General features: G+C 58.2%; 16 protein-coding genes. 1 reads left to right on the top strand and 15 read right to left on the bottom strand.

Features of this window, described 5'->3' with window-relative positions:
- Positions 1–8: 8 nt before the first annotated feature.
- The 11 genes from AB5Y90_RS18720 to murJ all read right to left on the bottom strand — a co-directional run bounded on the left by AB5Y90_RS18720 (position 9) and on the right by murJ (position 13560).
- Entirely contained in the window at positions 9–3368 is a 3360-nt protein-coding gene (locus AB5Y90_RS18720) for a pilus assembly protein (RefSeq protein WP_368167560.1), read from the bottom strand.
- A 10-nt stretch (positions 3369–3378) separates the two neighbouring features.
- Positions 3379–3855, bottom strand: a complete 477-nt coding sequence (locus AB5Y90_RS18725) for a PilX N-terminal domain-containing pilus assembly protein (protein ID WP_123173790.1) — start codon at positions 3853–3855, stop codon at positions 3379–3381.
- A gap of 11 nt (positions 3856–3866) precedes the next feature.
- Positions 3867–4967 carry a PilW family protein gene (locus AB5Y90_RS18730; RefSeq protein ID WP_123173791.1) on the bottom strand — a complete coding sequence of 367 codons (1101 nt, stop codon included), beginning with the start codon at positions 4965–4967 and terminating at the stop codon, positions 3867–3869.
- Entirely contained in the window at positions 4964–5359 is a 396-nt protein-coding gene (gene pilV / locus AB5Y90_RS18735; protein WP_272950156.1) for a type IV pilus modification protein PilV, read from the bottom strand. Before pilV ends, AB5Y90_RS18730 begins: the two co-directional genes overlap by 4 nt.
- A gap of 14 nt (positions 5360–5373) precedes the next feature.
- Complete coding sequence (gene tppE, locus AB5Y90_RS18740; protein WP_100646794.1) at positions 5374–5877, bottom strand: type IVa pilus pseudopilin TppE; 504 nt, start codon at positions 5875–5877, stop codon at positions 5374–5376.
- Between the two features lie 250 nt (positions 5878–6127).
- Positions 6128–7063: a 4-hydroxy-3-methylbut-2-enyl diphosphate reductase gene (gene ispH, locus AB5Y90_RS18745; RefSeq protein WP_159143005.1), complete on the bottom strand. Its 936-nt coding sequence runs from the start codon at positions 7061–7063 to the stop codon at positions 6128–6130.
- Positions 7063–7515, bottom strand: coding sequence for an FKBP-type peptidyl-prolyl cis-trans isomerase (gene fkpB, locus AB5Y90_RS18750; protein WP_368167561.1), 453 nt, complete (start codon positions 7513–7515; stop codon positions 7063–7065). Before fkpB ends, ispH begins: the two co-directional genes overlap by 1 nt.
- On the bottom strand, positions 7512–8009 hold the full coding sequence (gene lspA, locus AB5Y90_RS18755; RefSeq protein ID WP_005340447.1) for a signal peptidase II: 498 nt from the start codon (positions 8007–8009) through the stop codon (positions 7512–7514). Before lspA ends, fkpB begins: the two co-directional genes overlap by 4 nt.
- On the bottom strand, positions 8009–10870 hold the full coding sequence (gene ileS / locus AB5Y90_RS18760; protein ID WP_368167562.1) for an isoleucine--tRNA ligase: 2862 nt from the start codon (positions 10868–10870) through the stop codon (positions 8009–8011). Before ileS ends, lspA begins: the two co-directional genes overlap by 1 nt.
- The gene (gene ribF / locus AB5Y90_RS18765) at positions 10870–11844 is read right to left on the bottom strand and encodes a bifunctional riboflavin kinase/FAD synthetase (protein ID WP_111901026.1); all 975 of its coding nucleotides are present in this window, start codon (positions 11842–11844) and stop codon (positions 10870–10872) included. The genes ileS and ribF overlap by 1 nt, the downstream gene beginning before the upstream one ends.
- Before the next feature lie 153 nt (positions 11845–11997).
- Positions 11998–13560: a murein biosynthesis integral membrane protein MurJ gene (gene murJ / locus AB5Y90_RS18770; protein WP_005348927.1), complete on the bottom strand. Its 1563-nt coding sequence runs from the start codon at positions 13558–13560 to the stop codon at positions 11998–12000.
- 191 nt (positions 13561–13751) lie between these two features.
- On the opposite strand from murJ, the gene rpsT reads away from it, so the two are divergent.
- Entirely contained in the window at positions 13752–14015 is a 264-nt protein-coding gene (gene rpsT, locus AB5Y90_RS18775; protein WP_005308808.1) for a 30S ribosomal protein S20, read from the top strand.
- Positions 14016–14064: 49 nt separating this feature from the next.
- Here rpsT and AB5Y90_RS18780 read toward each other — a convergent pair whose 3' ends face one another.
- Genes AB5Y90_RS18780 through nhaA form a run of 4 tightly spaced genes read right to left on the bottom strand, consistent with a single transcriptional unit; the run spans position 14065 to position 16932 of the window.
- Positions 14065–14367 (bottom strand): metalloregulator ArsR/SmtB family transcription factor, encoded by a 303-nt coding sequence (locus AB5Y90_RS18780; protein ID WP_013724128.1) that lies wholly within the window; start codon positions 14365–14367, stop codon positions 14065–14067.
- Between the two features lie 51 nt (positions 14368–14418).
- Positions 14419–15351 carry a transcriptional activator NhaR gene (nhaR, locus tag AB5Y90_RS18785; RefSeq protein WP_005340434.1) on the bottom strand — a complete coding sequence of 311 codons (933 nt, stop codon included), beginning with the start codon at positions 15349–15351 and terminating at the stop codon, positions 14419–14421.
- On the bottom strand, positions 15338–15745 hold the full coding sequence (locus tag AB5Y90_RS18790) for a hypothetical protein (RefSeq protein WP_005348920.1): 408 nt from the start codon (positions 15743–15745) through the stop codon (positions 15338–15340). Before AB5Y90_RS18790 ends, nhaR begins: the two co-directional genes overlap by 14 nt.
- A complete protein-coding gene (gene nhaA / locus AB5Y90_RS18795; RefSeq protein ID WP_005358003.1) occupies positions 15742–16932 on the bottom strand; it encodes a Na+/H+ antiporter NhaA in 1191 nt (396 codons plus the stop codon). Before nhaA ends, AB5Y90_RS18790 begins: the two co-directional genes overlap by 4 nt.
- Positions 16933–16969 lie beyond the last annotated feature (37 nt).

The raw sequence follows: 16969 nt of genomic DNA on the forward strand, positions 1-16969 counted from the left end.
GCCAACCTCTACTCCAGTTGCAACCAGGACTGGCGGCCACCCAGATCGCCTGCCCCCTCTTCCAGCGTGACCGAGATATTTCCGCTGGAGCCGCTGATATATTTGCGCTCCATCTCGGCATCTTCCACTACGCTTGGCGTCGTGGTGAGCTCATCAAATTGCTTGCCGCTGACCGGCACCTTGATGTCATTGCCGGCTTCATCCTCGATCGCGACGTAATCATCATCGTTGACGGCCCCGTCGCCGTTAACGTCAAACACCGAGTAGGTGAGTCTGGCCCCCGAGATGGGATCCAGCTCCATCAGCCAGGAGCGGCCACCAAAGTCACAGGCATCCGCCGACGGGGTCAAGGTATTGAAGATCAGTCGCTTATGCCGATAGAGCATCTCGGAGACGGCACGCTCACCGACCCCCTTGCTCAAGCCTGGCGATTTCAATAGCAGATACCAACCCTTTTGGCTGGTGTAATTGACATTCCGGTTGGAGACCACCCTCACATTGAACTTGATAGTGGTGCCGTTGGCCACAAACTCATGGGTGATGCTCTGCTGCAACAGCTGGCTACTGAGCACGGTAGCCCCCGTATCCCAGATACCGTACACCGCTTCCAGCCTAGGCGTAGCGGGAACCAGTTTGTCATCATTGGTAAAATAACTGCCAGTCCCCATCATCACCATAACCCCCCCTTTAGGGTGCCGAATAGCTAAAGGACGCATGGTGATCGGCTGACGCGTACCGGCACTGCAGCTGCCATTACAGGCCTGGAACAGCGGCTTGGGCTTGTTGCCCGTTTTCAAAGCACTTCCCCACTGGGCACTGTTTTTGTCAGTCAGATCGAATTTCCACAGATTGCCGTGCAGGTCACCGGCATAGACATAGTCGACAACCCTGTCCCCGTCTTGATCTACCGGCAAGGGGGAAGATAGACCATTGGGCTCGCTGGAAGACCCTACCTCGGTATCAATCTCTTTGATGATGGCGCCAGTCGCCAGATCCAGTACAAACAGCCTCGCAGTCTGACTGGTGCTGTTGTAACCATTCGCAACCAGAGCAACCCATTTGTTGTCGGCTTTGACCCGCACCAGAGTGGGTGCCGCCAGTGCAACCCCCATTTCGCTATCGGTGAACTCCCACAGCATCTTGTCGGCGGTGAAGTTATCCGGGGCCGTCACATCGATGGCAAATACCGCCTTGCCACCGGCACCGGTGGATCCCAGCAAGATGCTCTTCCAGCGACTGCCCAGATAGGCATCGCCTACCCTGGGCGTCCCATCCACATAGTAGCGATGGCTGTAATTCGGTCTGGTCAACTGATTCAGCTCGCCCAGCAGGCTGGACGGGATATAGGCCAGTCGCTCGACACCGTCGGCGACTCGAAATCCGTGCAGCATACCGTCATTGGCACCGACATAGAGCATGGGTGGGCGCCGGGTAATCGCCGTCGAGCTTAGAAAAGCTTGGTAACCCTCCCGCTCGGTCTGGGTCAGACCGGCTGCACTGCTGTAACCGTAATCACGCTTGCCCACGTAGACGGGATCAGAATTGATGATGTCGCCGAGCAGATCACTACGATTACGAAACGCACCACCATTACGCTGCTCACCACTGCGATCACCGCGCAGATAGGCGACACGGCTTTCTCCCTGGTTGTCACCAGCGACATTGAATAGAGCCCGGTTGGTCACATTCAGCGTATCCCAACGAAAGGGGATGCCGACACCATCTTGCCGGGTGAAGATATTGCGTGCCGAAGGCTCGGGGATCAAGGTAGCGGCATCCCAAGCGATCTCCCCAAGGGTGCCATCGCTGTTCAGCGGGATCGAGACCAGTTGCCCCGACCAGTCGCCGCTGTTGTAGCGGGCTTGGTAGATGTGGGTATTGCTGTCCAGCCGGGTTGCGTTGGCGGTTACCGAGCTGGCGGAGCTGTTGCGCGCTGCGATCTGGGCAAGGGTACTGCTCAGAGCTGCGGCAAAGATGTCGGGGTCACCCGCGCTGAAAAAACTGCCCTTGCTGTTGAGTGCCGCGTGCCACAGGTCATCAATCTTGTACTCCGGAATGTAGGTCGCATTCTTGTACTCCTTGTCATCCGGATCATGGGGATTGGGCCAACGGCTCGGGATACCGTTGGCAGGATTAAGGGAACCGTTGACGCCGAGTCCGACGGTAAAGTTGACCAGATGCTGCCAATTGGCCGGATCCGCCGTGCTGGTCGGCACCTTGTTGGCGAGATCGGGGCGCAGATCGGTCTTCCAGTACTGGTAGGCCACATCGGCCAGCGTATTCTCGATGCTATCTTTGTCCTGATCGCCGACCCAGGGAGAATTTCCGTTCCAGTAGCCATCAGTCATCAGGATGTTGTAGCTCTGCCGGCAGGTGAGGTGGGGCAAGGTGCTGCCGGCACTGGCCGCCCAGGGGCCGTTTTTGTCGGTGCGGGAGAAGTACTCCCCCACGTCCTTCAGACTGGTGCGCAGCGGCGTGCCGGCGGCCGGAATATCGCGGCTGTAAAGGTCGCTGAAAAAGGCGCTGCGATCGGTTCCGGAGAAAGGCGCCACCCCGCGGATCACACTGCCGCTAGCGTTGATGGTGGCAAACCCCACCCGCAGGGCCTGCCCTTGGCTGGCAAAGGCACGGCCGACCCCGGCACGAGCCGCTAGGATCCGGGAGCGGTAGTAGGTATACCAGTTGGCAAAGTTCTGGATCTCCTCGTCATAGGTACAAACGGGGGCGCTCTTACAATCACTGCGATTGGGGCGACCGTCATAGACGGTGGCCACCGCTTTGTTTATCACCACCCGGGTATAGTTCTTGGCGTTGAATACATTGCCACTTCCCTTGTAGTCAAAATAGACAGCCGGCCAGAAACTCTCGTCTTGGTTGTAATAATAAGGAGAAAACTCAGTGTAATAGATGGCCCACCATGCTCGATTGGTTTCAGTCAGGTTGCGACAACCGGCCGCCGTCTTCATAGGGTTGTGAGGGGCACAGGTCACTTTGGCATTTGCCATCAAGGAGCCATCCGCATTGGCCCAGGGACGATAGGTCAGCTGCGGGTTGTAGTAGAGTTTGTTGTTGTTGCTTGAGCGGGTATAGGCATTGCGGTCGTTATTGCTGGTGAAGGTCACGGTCCGGTTGTCATAATCCTCGCTGCCATAGACATTGTCGGCTCTGGGGTAGACGTAGCGAGCGCTGTTCTCGATCAACCCCTCCGGCATCAACTCGAAATGCATCGAGCCTGAATCATCCAGGGTAAACATGATATTGGGATCGGCCCGGGTGCCGAGATAGAGGGGAACCTGGGCAATATCGAGCGCCGCCTGTGCCGAAGCACAGCAGAGCATCACTGAAAGGCCAAAACCAAGTTTGCCCATACACCGCCTCCTAGCGACTATAGGTCGATTGCAACAGCACCCGGCTCTCGTCAGAGAGACCAAATCCCCTTGCAGTAATACGATATAGACGACGCTCACTGATGGGCTCATCGACTGCCAGATCCTCGCTCCCCCCCTGGGTATAGGGCAACCGTTCGATAAAGTATTCGGGAGCGCGCCCCGCCAGACCACTGTTGGTATAGGTACGCCAGGCGGTCGAAGGGGAGGCAGGATCCACCGCGGTGTCGATAAATTCATACAGGCCCGCGCTGTTGTCATAGGGACCCGAGTTGCCAGCCTCGATATAGCGCTCGGCAGCGCGCAGGCCCGCTTCTGCCGCCTGCAATGCCTGCAGTGCCTCTTTCTGGTTACCCGCCATCTTCTCTTGCAACTGCGCCCCACGCATGCTGGCCATACCCAGCAGGCTCACCATGACCAGAAAAATCAGGCTGATCACCAGCGCCATCCCCTGCTGTCGATCCATCATGACTGGGCTCCTCAAGGTAGCCGATTGCGCAGCGCAACTGTGGTTTCGGCGACCCAGTACCAGTTGCGATCGGTCGCCCGGAAGGTGGCTCCGGCAAAGCTAAGGGCCTGCGGAGACGACACCACATTGCCTTGGTTACTGCGCATAAGAAGCTGTACTCCAATCCCCAGTACATTGTTCCAGTTTGGATTGCTGGCGGCGCTCACATAGCGATCTGCCGCCCGATCCCGGTTCTGATCCTCGCCGAATGTAAGTTGCATATTGGCCACCCCTTCGATAAGGGGCATACCTGCAGCCACCCCGTTCTTGCGATAAAGCGCATAGGGGCTGCTGGCTGAGGGGCGGGCGATATAGTAGAGACGGGTTTCCACCCTGTTCACGACCGAGCCAAGACCAAACCGCTCCTCGGGTGGGCTGCTGGCCCCCCCCCAGGAACTGCTGGCATTGCCTGGCGTATATTTGTTGTCATTGGAGTGGACGATATTGACCTCACGCCCCCCTGCCACACCCTGTACTTTGGTGACCTGAAATATTCTGGCCTTCTGACAGTCGGAGACCATGACGATATCTCCCTCGCACAGATCGCTATAACCCTGTGCGCCGGAACCACAATAGTCGGCCTTGCTGGATAGCTGCTGCACAAACAGCTGGGCGGCACTGTTATGATTATCACGACTGAGCGGAACCCCAACCCCAACCGGCCCCTGAACCAACAGGATATCGCTACCCGGCATGGGTCTGGGCTCGGAACCGCTGAACAGAGCAGACAGCTCGGCTGGCAAAGTGGACGTCACATTGTCGTAACCACGCAAAAAGGTGGTGAAGTTGTAGGGCAGTGCCGTACTGTTATTGAGGGTATTGGTGATATTGACCCCCTGTTTGCTGAGACACCCCTGATAGCCCACCATACGCAGCTCTTTTTGCAGCAGATTGGTGGCAAATCCGCTATCTTCCCGCACCCGGGCAATGGCCTCGCCAGTGAGATAGGTTTTGTGATTGCCGAGAAACACCTGAATCATGACCCCCACCGTTATCAGCGAGAGCACCAAGGCGATCATCACCTCGACCAAGCCGATCCCGTGCTGGTGTAGCGGCAAACCGCTCCTGCTCATAGGTCCGTCCTCAGGATCATGCTGCGCGACGCAGGATCAGTCGACAGCCGACTGCTATCCCACTGAATAGTGATGGTGGCCCTTCCGGCACTGACCGATACGGCGCCATCGCCACCTGGTAGCTCGGCTACGACCCGCTTCCAGTGTTGCAGATCCTGAACCGCCATAGAGCTACCCGAGACAGTTTCGCCCAAGTCGATATTGTATTGCCCGTTCAGAGCCGCGCTGCGATTAGCCCGCATCATGTCGTTGATCATGTATGCATACTGGGTCGCCTCGGTACGCGTCAGCGCCGACTGGTTACTCTTGAGAGCCTGCAGTTGCAGAGTCGCCATGCCCAGAATACCGATGGAGAGCACCAGTACCGAGATCATGATTTCAAGCAGTGACAAACCCCGTTCTCGCATCATGGGCAGCTAGCCTCGGTAATGGAAGGGCGACCAGCCACTGTGATGTTGATATCACGGGAGGGCTCATTCCGACACTCATCAGGACGCAGGGAAAATACCCGTGCCAACGGAGTGCGGCCATCAAGAAAACCCTCGCTATTAAAACGCAGCAGGGAGGTATTGCTGCTCAATACCCCGCCCCCCATGTCGGGAAAGCCTCGCAACAACTCACCATTATCCAGTATGCCGTTACCGTTGCCATCGACCCAGATCTGCCAGCCAGCCTCCCAGTGATGCTGGGTCAGGTTATCGGCAGAGGCGGAGAGGGTCACTACCGTGTTGCGGCGAATGGCTTCTGAGCGGGCAAGGTTGATGGCCGCAACAAAGTTGTTAGCCTGAGTATTGAGAGAAATAGTGCGCAGCAAAGCGTTGAAGGAAGGAACCCCCAACGTGAGTAACAAAGAGACGAGCGCTATGGTGACCATAAGCTCGATAAGGCTAAAACCTGAACGCAAAAACATCCTGTTTCGCTCTGATTTATTCCAGGAGGACAGACACACTCCATGTGTGCTAAGCCAGAATAAGGGCTTGCTGGCAGTCTATGCCGGGCACTTGGGGTTTCAATCCCGGCAATGCAAAAGTTCGAGCTACATCATCAATTTTTGCTGCGATCTGGTTGCGAACATGCACAAAGGACTCGTTGGGACCAAAAAAGCCACCTCAACGAGGTGGCTTTGGCAATACATGGTCATCCGGCGAGGATGAGACGCGTCAGATGATGCGCAGCTCGGGCGGTACCTCGAACACCACATTCTCTTTGCGACCCGGGTGCTCGGCCACCATCTTGCCACCCAGCTCCCGCAGGCGGGCAATCACATTTTGCACCAGCACCTCGGGGGCGGATGCACCGGCAGTGACGCCGATCGCCTTCACCCCTTCCAGCCAGCTCGCCTCGATCATCGACGCATCGTCGATAAGATAGGCTCTGGCGCCCACCTTCTCGGCCAGCTCGCGCAGCCGGTTGGAGTTGGAGGAGTTGCGAGACCCCACTACCAGCATGGCGTCCACCAGCCCCGCCATCTCCCGCACCGCATCCTGACGGTTCTGGGTGGCGTAGCAGATATCATCCTTGCGCGGCCCCTGGATCTTGGGGAAGTGCTTGCGCAGCGCATCGATAACATCAGAGGTCTCGTCCACGCTCAGGGTGGTCTGGGTGACAAAACAGAGATCATCCGGATTCTTCACCTTGAGCTTGGCCACATCTTCCGGTGTCTCCACCAGATACATACCGCCTTCGCGATTCTCGTACTGCCCCATGGTCCCGATCACCTCGGGGTGACCGGCGTGGCCGATGAGCACGGCTTCTGAGCCCTTGCGGCTGGCACGATGCACCTCCATATGCACCTTGGTCACCAGCGGGCAGGTGGCATCGAATACTTTGAGGGCGCGGGACTTGGCCATCTCGCGCACTGTCTTGGCCACACCGTGAGCAGAAAAGATGACGATGCTGTCGTCCGGCACCTCGTCCAGCTCCTCGACGAAGACTGCTCCAGCCTCTTTCAGCTTGTTCACCACATACCGGTTATGCACCACTTCGTGGCGGACATAGATGGGGGCACCAAACTTCTCCAGCGCGCTCTCGACAATACTGATGGCGCGATCGACACCGGCGCAAAAACCGCGAGGGTTAGCGAGCAGAATATCCATTAATGCACCTTCTCCTCATCATCAACGCCCAGGATCTCCATCTCGAAGGTGACGGTATGACCGGCCAGCGGGTGGTTGAAATCGACCGTGACCGACATCCCGGCTACCGCCCGGATAATGCCCGGCAGCTCGCTGCCATTGGGCTGATCGAACAGGATGATAGTGCCGACTTTTGGCTCCACATCGGCGCCAAATTTGGCACGGTCGAGATGGTAGATGTTGTCGGGATTGGAGAGACCAAAGGCCTCTTCCGGCGCCAGAGTAAAACTCTTGCTCTCCCCTTCGCACAGGCCCAGCAGACACTGCTCGAAGGTGGGGGTCAGGCTGCCATCGCCCATCCGCAGGCGGGCAGGTTTGCCGTGCAGCGCCGTGCTGTCGGCAACCGAGCCATCTTCCAGCTTGATGGAGAAGTGGAACAGCACGCTGCTGTTAGCGGTGATCTGCTGGCTCATGCCTGCTCCTTTTTCTCACCACGGAAACCGTCCAGCACGATCATGGCGGCCCCGATAAAGATAAAGCTGTCGGCCAGATTGAATGCCGGCCAGTGCGCACGCTGCCAGTAGAAGTCGAGGAAATCGACCACATGGCCCAACACCAGTCGATCAAAGACGTTGCCAAGGGCGCCGCCGATGATGAGTGAATAGGCGATACCGCTCCAACGCTGGGTCACCGACTGCTTGCGCAGCCAGTGGATCAGCAATCCACAGATGGCAAAAGCCAGCACCGCGAAGAACCAGCGCTGCCAGCCCCCCTGATCAGCCAGAAAGCTGAATGCGGCGCCCTTGTTGTAGACGTGAACCAGATTGAAGAAGGGGGTGATCTCCACCCCCGGGTAACCAAATGGCAGCAACTTGACCACGGCGAGCTTGCTCGCCTGGTCCAGTACAAAGGCCAGCACTGCCAGCCACAGCCAACGCAGGCCGCTTTTATGTTGAGTCATGTTCATCAGGCAAATTGACGAGTTTCGCCGTCACCCTCAACGTTGGTCACACAGCGACCACAGATCTCTTCGTGACCCGCGATGGTGCCCACATCTTCTACATGGTGCCAGCAGCGGTCGCACTTGGCGGCAGCAGACTGGGCCACGCTCAGCCACAGGTCATCACGCTCGGTCGCCACAGAGCCTTCCGGCGCAGTGTCAGCCTCAACAACCTTGGCTTTGGAGGTGAGCAGCACGAAGCGCAGCTCATCGGCCAGGGCATTCAGGCGTGCAGCCAGCTCCGGCTTGGCGAACAGGGTCAGTTCGGCCTGCAGGGAACCGCCGATACGCTTCTCGCCACGGGCCACTTCCAGCGCCTTGTTCACTTCACCACGCACGGTGAGGATCTCGGCCCAGAAATCGTCGTTGAGGGATTCACCCGATTCCAGACCGAACAGGCCGTCGTACCACTCTTCGGTGAACACGAACTCGCCGCGCTCACCCGGCAGCAGTGCCCAGATTTCATCAGCGGTGAAGCTCATGATCGGCGCCATCCAGCGCACCATAGCTTCTGCAATGTGATACAGAGCAGTCTGGCAGGAGCGACGGGCCAGGCTGTCAGCCTTGGCGGTGTACTGGCGATCCTTGATGACGTCCAGATAGAAGGAGCCCATCTCGATGGAGCAGAACTGCATCAGCTTCTGGGTTACACCGTGGAAGTTGTACTCATCGAATGCCGCCATGATCTCGGCCTGTACCGCTTTGGCACGACCGACAGCCCAGCGATCCACCACCACCATGTCGGCAGGCGCCACCATGTCGGTCGCCGGATTGAAGCCGTTCAGGTTGGCCAGCAGGAAGCGGGCAGTATTGCGAATACGACGATAAGCGTCGGCAGAGCGCTTGAGGATCTCGTCGGAGACAGTCATCTCGCCGGTGTAGTCAGTGCTCGCTACCCACAGACGCAGGATGTCGGCACCCAGCTTGTTCATTACGTCTTGCGGGCTGACCACGTTGCCGATGGACTTGGACATCTTGCGACCCTGACCATCCACAGTGAAGCCGTGAGTCAGTACCTGGTTGTAGGGAGCCTTGTCTTTCATGGCCACACCGATCATCAGGGAGGACATGAACCAGCCACGGTGCTGGTCAGAACCTTCCAGATACATGTCGGCCGGCTTGCCGTTGAACTCGGGACGGGCATCAACCACGGAAGCGTGGGTAGAACCGGAGTCAAACCAGACGTCGAGGGTGTCAGGCACCTTGTCGTACATGTCTGCATCGGCACCCAGCAGCTCGGCCTTGTCCAGATCCCACCATGCCTGAATGCCGGACTGCTCGACCCGCTTGGCTACTTCATGCATCAGGCGCACGGATTCCGGATGCAGTTCCTGGGTCTCTTTGTGGACGAACAGGGAGATGGGCACACCCCAGGTGCGCTGACGGGAGATACACCAGTCAGGACGGTTCTCGACCATCGCCTGAATGCGGTTTTTACCCCAAGCCGGTACCCAGCCGCTCTGGCCTTGCTGGGCAATGCCGTCCTTCTCGATGCGCTCGATCTCTTCCAGCGCGCGCTTGCGCAGACCCTTCTGCTCCATGCTGATGAACCACTGCGGGGTGGCACGGAAGATGATCGGGGTCTTGTGACGCCAGCAGTGCGGATAGGAGTGGTTGAACACCTTGTGGTGCAGCAGGGCGCCGCGCTCGGTCAGCACTTCGATCACGGAGGCGTTGGCCTTGAACACATGCTGGCCGGCAAACAGTTCGGTATCAGGCAGGTAAACGCCATTGCTGCCAACCGGGTTGGCCACTTCCAGACCGTACTTCTGACCGACCACAAAGTCTTCCTGGCCGTGGCCAGGGGCGGTGTGTACGGCGCCGGTACCGGCATCCAGGGTGACGTGATCACCCAGTACCACAGGCACATCGAAGCTGTAGAAGGGGTGGTTGAAGCGCAGCAACTCGAGCGCGGCGCCCTTGGCGTAACCCAGATTGTGGAACTTCTCGATACCGGCGCGATCCATGACGTCTTTGACCAGCTCGGCTGCCAGGATCAGACGCTCGGGGTGCTCACCTTCAACCTGCACCAGTGCGTAATCCAGATCGGCGTGCATGGCGATGGCGCGGTTGGCTGGCAGGGTCCACGGAGTGGTGGTCCAGATCACCGCAGAGATCGGGCCCTTGCCGGTGTGGCCTTCGGCGCAGTCAAACTTGGCGGCAACGGTCGCCTCATCAACAGCCTTGAAGCGCACATCGATAGAGGGGGAGTTCTTGTCGTAGTACTCAACCTCGGCTTCAGCCAGCGCGGAGCCGCAATCGGTACACCAGTGCACCGGCTTGGAGCCTTTGTGCAAGTGGCCGTTTTCAACGATCTTGGCCATGGAGCGGATGATGTTGGCTTCGGTGCCAAAATCCATGGTCAGGTAGGGGTGTTCCCAGTCGCCCAGCACACCCAGACGGATGAAGTCGGTCTTCTGCGCTTCGATCTGGGTCTTGGCATATTTGCGGCACTCGGCGCGGAATTCGGCAGCGGAAACCTTCTCGCCCGGCTTGCCGACCATGCCTTCCACTTTCAGTTCGATAGGCAGACCGTGGCAATCCCAACCCGGCACATAAGGGGAATCAAAACCGGAGAGGCCCTTGGACTTGATGATGATGTCTTTGAGGATCTTGTTGACCGAGTGACCGATGTGAATATTGCCGTTCGCATAGGGGGGGCCATCATGCAGAATGAAAGAAGGCTTGCCCGCTTTGGCGCGGCGAATAGCGCCGTAGAGATCCTGATCGTACCAACGCTTCAGCATGTTGGGTTCGCGCTTGGCCAGATCGCCACGCATCGGAAACTCGGTTTCCGGAAGATTCAGGGTGTGTTTATAGTCGCTCATCAGTCCTGGGTTCCCTTCTTTTCTAAAAGAGTGCTGGGTAAATTGAATTGTGGCAGCCCGAACCAGGCTCGGGCCGCCAGGGCATCTCGTTCGATCTGCTCTTTCAAGGCAGTGAAAGAGGCAAACTTCTGCTCTTCGCGCAGCTTGTGGCGAAGCAGCACCTTGACCTGCTGACCATATAGATCACCAGAAAAATCAAATAGATGTACTTCCAATCTGGCTTGTGTACCGCTCAAGGTTGGCCGTACACCCACATTGGCTACACCGGGGAAGGTCTTGCCGGAACATATCACTTCCACCGCAAACACGCCACCGACCGGGATCACCTGACGCTTGAGGGCCAGATTGGCGGTGGGAAAACCTATGGTGCGCCCCAGCTTGTCGCCGTGGGCCACCCGGCCGCTGATGGTGTAGGGGCGGCCAAGCATCAGCTCCACCTCCGCCATCCGGCCCGCCTTAAGTGCTTCACGCACCAAGGTGCTGCTGACCCGCTGCCGTTCGAGCTGGAAGCTCTGGGTACTGATCACCTCGAAGCCGAAGCGATGGCCCGCCTCCTCTAGCAGGTGGAAGTCCCCTTCCCGCCCCTTGCCGAAGCGAAAATCGTCGCCAACCACCAGATAGCGCACCCCGAGCTTCTCCACCAGCAACTGCTCGATGAAGGTCGAAGCCGCCTGCTCGGCGAAGCGGTGGCTGAAGCGCACGCAGAGCATGCGATCGATATCCAGCCCCTGCAGCGCTTCGTACTTTTCCCGCAACCGGCTCAGCCGGGCGGGCGCCGCCGTGCCGGCAAACAGCTCCAGCGGCTGCGGTTCAAACAGCATGACGCAGGCGGGCAATCCCAGCTGGGCCGCTTTCTCCTTGAGACGTGCCAATACCGCATGGTGACCCTGATGAACCCCATCAAAGTTGCCAATGGTTAATACACATCCCCGGTGACGGGGCTTGAGATTGTGAATGCCGCGAATAAGCTCCATCAGTGCCTTGTGCGTTGCTGCCATGGAAATCGGCGGATTATATATCAGGCAGCAGACATGGTCAGCCCTCATAGCCTGATTTCAACTATACGGGCCCATCACGCCCCCCGCGGCGCCATGAGGCACTATCCCCATGGCGCCGCAGGATCACGGCTACTGCTGCCCCGATTTAAGGTGACGCGGCCGAATGCCCAGCAGCAGCAACACCACGGCATAGACCGCAGCCCCCAGCGACAGCAGCATGGTCAGCTGCAAACTGGCCTTGCCCATGCTCCATGCCCCCCACTGGGCCAGATCCGGCGACAGGTAGGCGAGCACGCCTCCCATCAGCACGCTGGCGACCAGCAGCTTGAGGCAGAACACGCCGGTATGACGGGAGGGACGATAGACGCTCTGCTGGTACAACCCTTTGAACAGCAAAGCCGCATTCAGGGTACCCGAGCAGGCGGTCGAGAGCGCCAACCCCACGTAACCGAGCGGGTAGATGAAGATGAGGTTGCAGACCATGTTGGCAATCATCGACATCACCCCGATCCGCACCGGCGTCTTGGTGTCCTGACGGGCGTAGTAACCGGGCGCCAGCACCTTGATCAGCATCAGGGAGAGCAGACCGGTAGTGGAGGCCAGCAGGCTCGCGCTCGACATGCTCACTTCATGCAGGCCGAACTCGCCGCGCATGAACAGCACTCGCAAAATGGGCTCGCGCATCACCGCAATGCCTATCATGGCGGGCAGGCCGAGCAGCATCACCATCCGCACCCCCCAATCCATGGTGCGGGAGAAGTCGGCAGGGTCTGCATCTACATGCTTTTTCGCCAGCGCAGGCAGGATCACGGTACTGATGGCCACCGCAAACAGCCCGAGGGGGAACTCCAGCAGACGATCCGAGTAGTAGAGGTAACTGATGGCACCAGTCGCGAGGAAAGAAGCCAGCATGGTATTGACCAACAGGTTGATCTGGCTGACCGATACCCCGAACAGGGCGGGGATCATCAGGGTGCGGATCTTCACCACCCCAGGGTGATTCCATCCCCACTTGGGCCATACCAGCATGTTGATTTGGCGCAAAAAGGGGTACTGGAACAAAAACTGCACCAAACCGCCCAAAAAGACACCAATCGCCAGCGAGATCTCAGGTTTGTCCATCAGCGGCGCAATCCACCAGGCCGCCGCAATCATGGTGATGTTGAGAAACACCGGCGTAAACGACGAGACCGCAAAGCGGCCGAAGGTATTGAGGATGGCCCCCGCCATGGCGGTAAAGGTGATAAACCAGAGGTAAGGGAAGGTGATCTTGAGCATCAGACTGGCGAGCTCGAACTTCTCGGCCGCAGGGCCGCCGTGCAGCCAGTCCCAGAACCAGCCCCAGCCAAACAGCGCGGTCAGCACACCCGACCCCAGCACACCGAGCAGGGTGACCACAGTCACTATCCCCCCCAGCGTGCCCGCCACCGCCGCCAGCAATTCACGCACTTCCCCCTCGTCGCCATTTTTCTTGTACTCCGTCATCACGGGAACAAAGGCCTGGTTGAAGGCACCTTCGGCGAACAGACGACGCAGAAAGTTGGGAATGCGATTGGCAAAAAAGAAGACGTCGGCGGCCACCCCGGCACCGAGCAGATTTGCGATGACTACATCGCGAACCAAGCCCATTACGCGGGATGCCAGCGTCATTCCGGACACTATCATGCCGGATTTGATCAATTTCTTACTCAAGACGAGGCCTCTGGAACTGTCAGAATGAAAAGAATGCTGCTAGAATCGGCCGACAGTTTAACCGTCTCCCTACTGACACACCACCGGGAGGCGGTGTTTATTTGCACAAATCATTTGACAATATGTGGTTGGAAGGGCATATTTCCGGGCCTTTTCAATACACTCGCTAAGACAGTTTTAGGAGTTTTACCTTGGCTAACATCAAATCTGCTAAGAAGCGCGCTCTTCAGTCAGAAAAACGCCGTCAGCACAACGCCAGCCGTCGTTCCATGACCCGTACCTACCTGAAGAAAGTCATTGCTGCTATCGCCTCTGGCGACAAAGCTGCTGCGACTGCCGCTTTCGCTGTTGCTCAGCCGATCATGGATCGTATGGCGACCAAAGGCCTGATCCACAAGAACAAAGCTGCTCGTCACAAGAGCCGCCTGTCTGCCCAGATCAAAGCTATGGCTTAATCAGCGTCTGCTGATCAAAGCTGAAAAAACCGGCCTTAGTGCCGGTTTTTTATTTATCTGCGCTGCAATAAAGTCGATGCAGCAAACTGATCATTTCACGCACCTCATGGCTGCGCAGCGAATAGTAGACCGTCTGGGCCTCTTTGCGCGTCGTCACCAGCTCATCCCGCCGCAACAGCGCCAGGTGCTGTGACAAGGCCGACTGACTCAATCCCAATCGCTCGTTGAGCTCCCCCACTGACAGTTCGCGCTCCAGCAACTGGCACAGAATAAACAGCCGCCGCTCATTGGCCAGCGCCTTGAGCAAGGCCACCGCTTTACTCGCATTGGCTTCCATCTCTTCAAGTTGCATCACATCTCTCCTCTACCACTCATCGCCGATGATACGTGGTGACGGGCCGTTTTAAAACGACAGGGTAGCCGGCTGGATGGCGGAGAAGTTCTCTTGGCCGGAAAAGAGAAAGGTAAAATCGCTCTCGCAGACCCGCTTCACCGCCGGATGCTGGATCATCCGCTCGGCGAAGATGACGTAATACTCCTCCATCAGATCCTGCGTTTCCCCGATCAGCATCACCCCCTCCCCCTCGAGGATCTCCTCCCGATAGATGGTGGGAGCCATAAAGATGCCCTGATTGAAGAAGCCAAACGCCTTCATCAAGGCGGCATCATCAAACTCGCCAAGAATGCTGGGAGAAACCCCCTGCTGCTCGAACCACTGGGTCAGCTGACGCCCCATGGCAGTACGGCGACCGGGGATCAGTAGCTTGCGCTCCTCCAGACAGGCGGGAAAGGGCTTTTCAGGCAGCGGAGCCTTGCAGAAGAAGCTGACGCCACAGCCGCCCAGCCGTTTGGAGAGCAGCCCCGCATGTTGGCTGGAGTCCACCGGACAGTCGGAGAGGATCATATCGAGCTTGTGCTCGCTCAGCTGCTCCAGCAGCAGTTCGTGGGTTGATTCGAAACAGCGCAGATGGATGGAACCATCATTGGGGATGACAGAGAGCAGCACGCGACTGGCAAGGCGCTTGGAGAGGGCATCGGCGATGCCGACGTCGAACAGGATCTGGCTCTCCTTGCGGTAGTTGACGATATCGAGCATCTCGTAGGAGAGGCTGAACATCTTGTCGGCATAACGAAACACCAGTTGACCCAGCTCGGTCGCCTCAAGGGAGCGCCCCTTGCGTTTGAGCAGCTTGCCACCGAGGCGCTGCTCCAGCAGCTTGATCTGGCCGGTGACGGTTTGCGGGGTCAAAAAAAGGGCTTCCGCTGCCTGGGTAACGGAGCCCTTCTTCTGAGTCATCCAGAAATAGTAGAGATGGTTGTAGTTAAGGTGTGACATCCGATGGGGTTCCCGCTTGACGCGGACTCCGGTAGCAGCTGAGTTCAACCGCCAGAATGTCATACATGTCGCTAACCGAGTCAACCTTGTTCGCGCCAAACTGCTCCATCAGACTGGCCTTGAGGCGTGCCTTGTCAGGCATCCGGTCAGCGCAATAACGCTTGTTGGAACGCTTTACCATCTCGCCAGCCCGGCTGCTCAGCGCCCGCTCAGAGAAGGTCTCGCCAAAGCGCGCCTTGGCCTGCTTGTCCCCCAGCAGCAGGGCACTGTCTACCACTCCGTTCAGATAGGCAGAGCAGTTCGCCGAAGTGGCGTCCTGCTTGCAATCCTCCAGCCCGCCGGCCCAGGCCGCGGGGCTCAACAACAGCATCAACAACCCTGTATGCAGCTTCATAGTCCCTCCGTACTCTGTTCCCCTTCACCCTTGGGAAGGGCCATGCGCAAGGCCAGATAGCCGACTACCGCCGCCATGGTGGAGCCCACCAGGATCCCGAGGCGAGAGTAGCTGCCGTAATCCAGCCCACCGTGCTCGAAGGCGAGAGACGCGATAAACATCGACATGGTGAATCCGATGCCACAGAGGATGCTGACCGCAAAAATCTGCTTGAAGTTGACCCCGGGCGGCAACTGGGCGATGCCCAGCTTGACCGACAGCCAGCTGATGGTGAACACCCCGAGCGGCTTGCCGATAAACAGCCCCAGCATGATCCCCATAGGTACCGGACTCAGCAGGGAGGAGAGACCAATCCCCTCCAGCGATACCCCTGCGTTGGCAAAGGCAAACAGCGGCAGGATCAGATAGGCACTCCAGGGGTGCAACTTGTGCTCCAGATACTTGAGCGGCGAGGCATAACGCTTGCCGTTAAGCGGAACCATAAAGCCCACCACCACACCCGCCAGGGTCGCATGGACACCAGACTTGAGCACCGCAACCCAGAGCACCAGACCGACCAGCATGTAGAGGCTGATCCTGTCCTCACCACGACGATTCATCCAAAGCAGAGTGAGGGTTGCCAGAATACCGATGGCCAGCGCCTCCAGCGACAGCTGCTGGGTATAGAAGAGCGCGATGATGATGATGACGCCGAGGTCATCCATGATGGCCAACGCCAGCAGGAATACCTTGAGGCTCACCGGCACCCGCTTGCCAAGCAGCGCCATCACCCCGAGGGCAAAGGCGATGTCGGTCGCAGCCGGGATCGCCCAGCCAGCGCGCGCCACTTCGTCCGAGTAGTTGAAAAAGGCATAGATCAATGCCGGAGCCAGCATGCCGCCCACCGCCGCAATAGCCGGAAAAGTCGCTTGCACCCGAGAGGAGAGCGCCCCCTCCAGCATTTCACGCTTCACTTCCAGGCCAACCAGCAGGAAGAAGATCGCCATAAAGCCATCGTTGATCCAGAGCAGCAGCGGCTTGTTGATGTCGAGAGCCGCGATGCGCACCTGCACCGGCGTGTCGAGAAACGCCTGATACCCGCCAGCCAGCGCGGTATTGGCTAAAATCATTGCCAGCATGGCAGCCATGATCAGAATAATTCCGGAGGCGGCCTCCAGCTTCAGGAACTTTTTGATTACGTCACTCATGGTTAAATTTTCCACCGTATTGCTTTGGTTTGAGTCT

It is taken from the genome of Aeromonas sp. R4-1 (assembly GCF_040908325.1).
Lineage (GTDB): Bacteria > Pseudomonadota > Gammaproteobacteria > Enterobacterales > Aeromonadaceae > Aeromonas > Aeromonas veronii.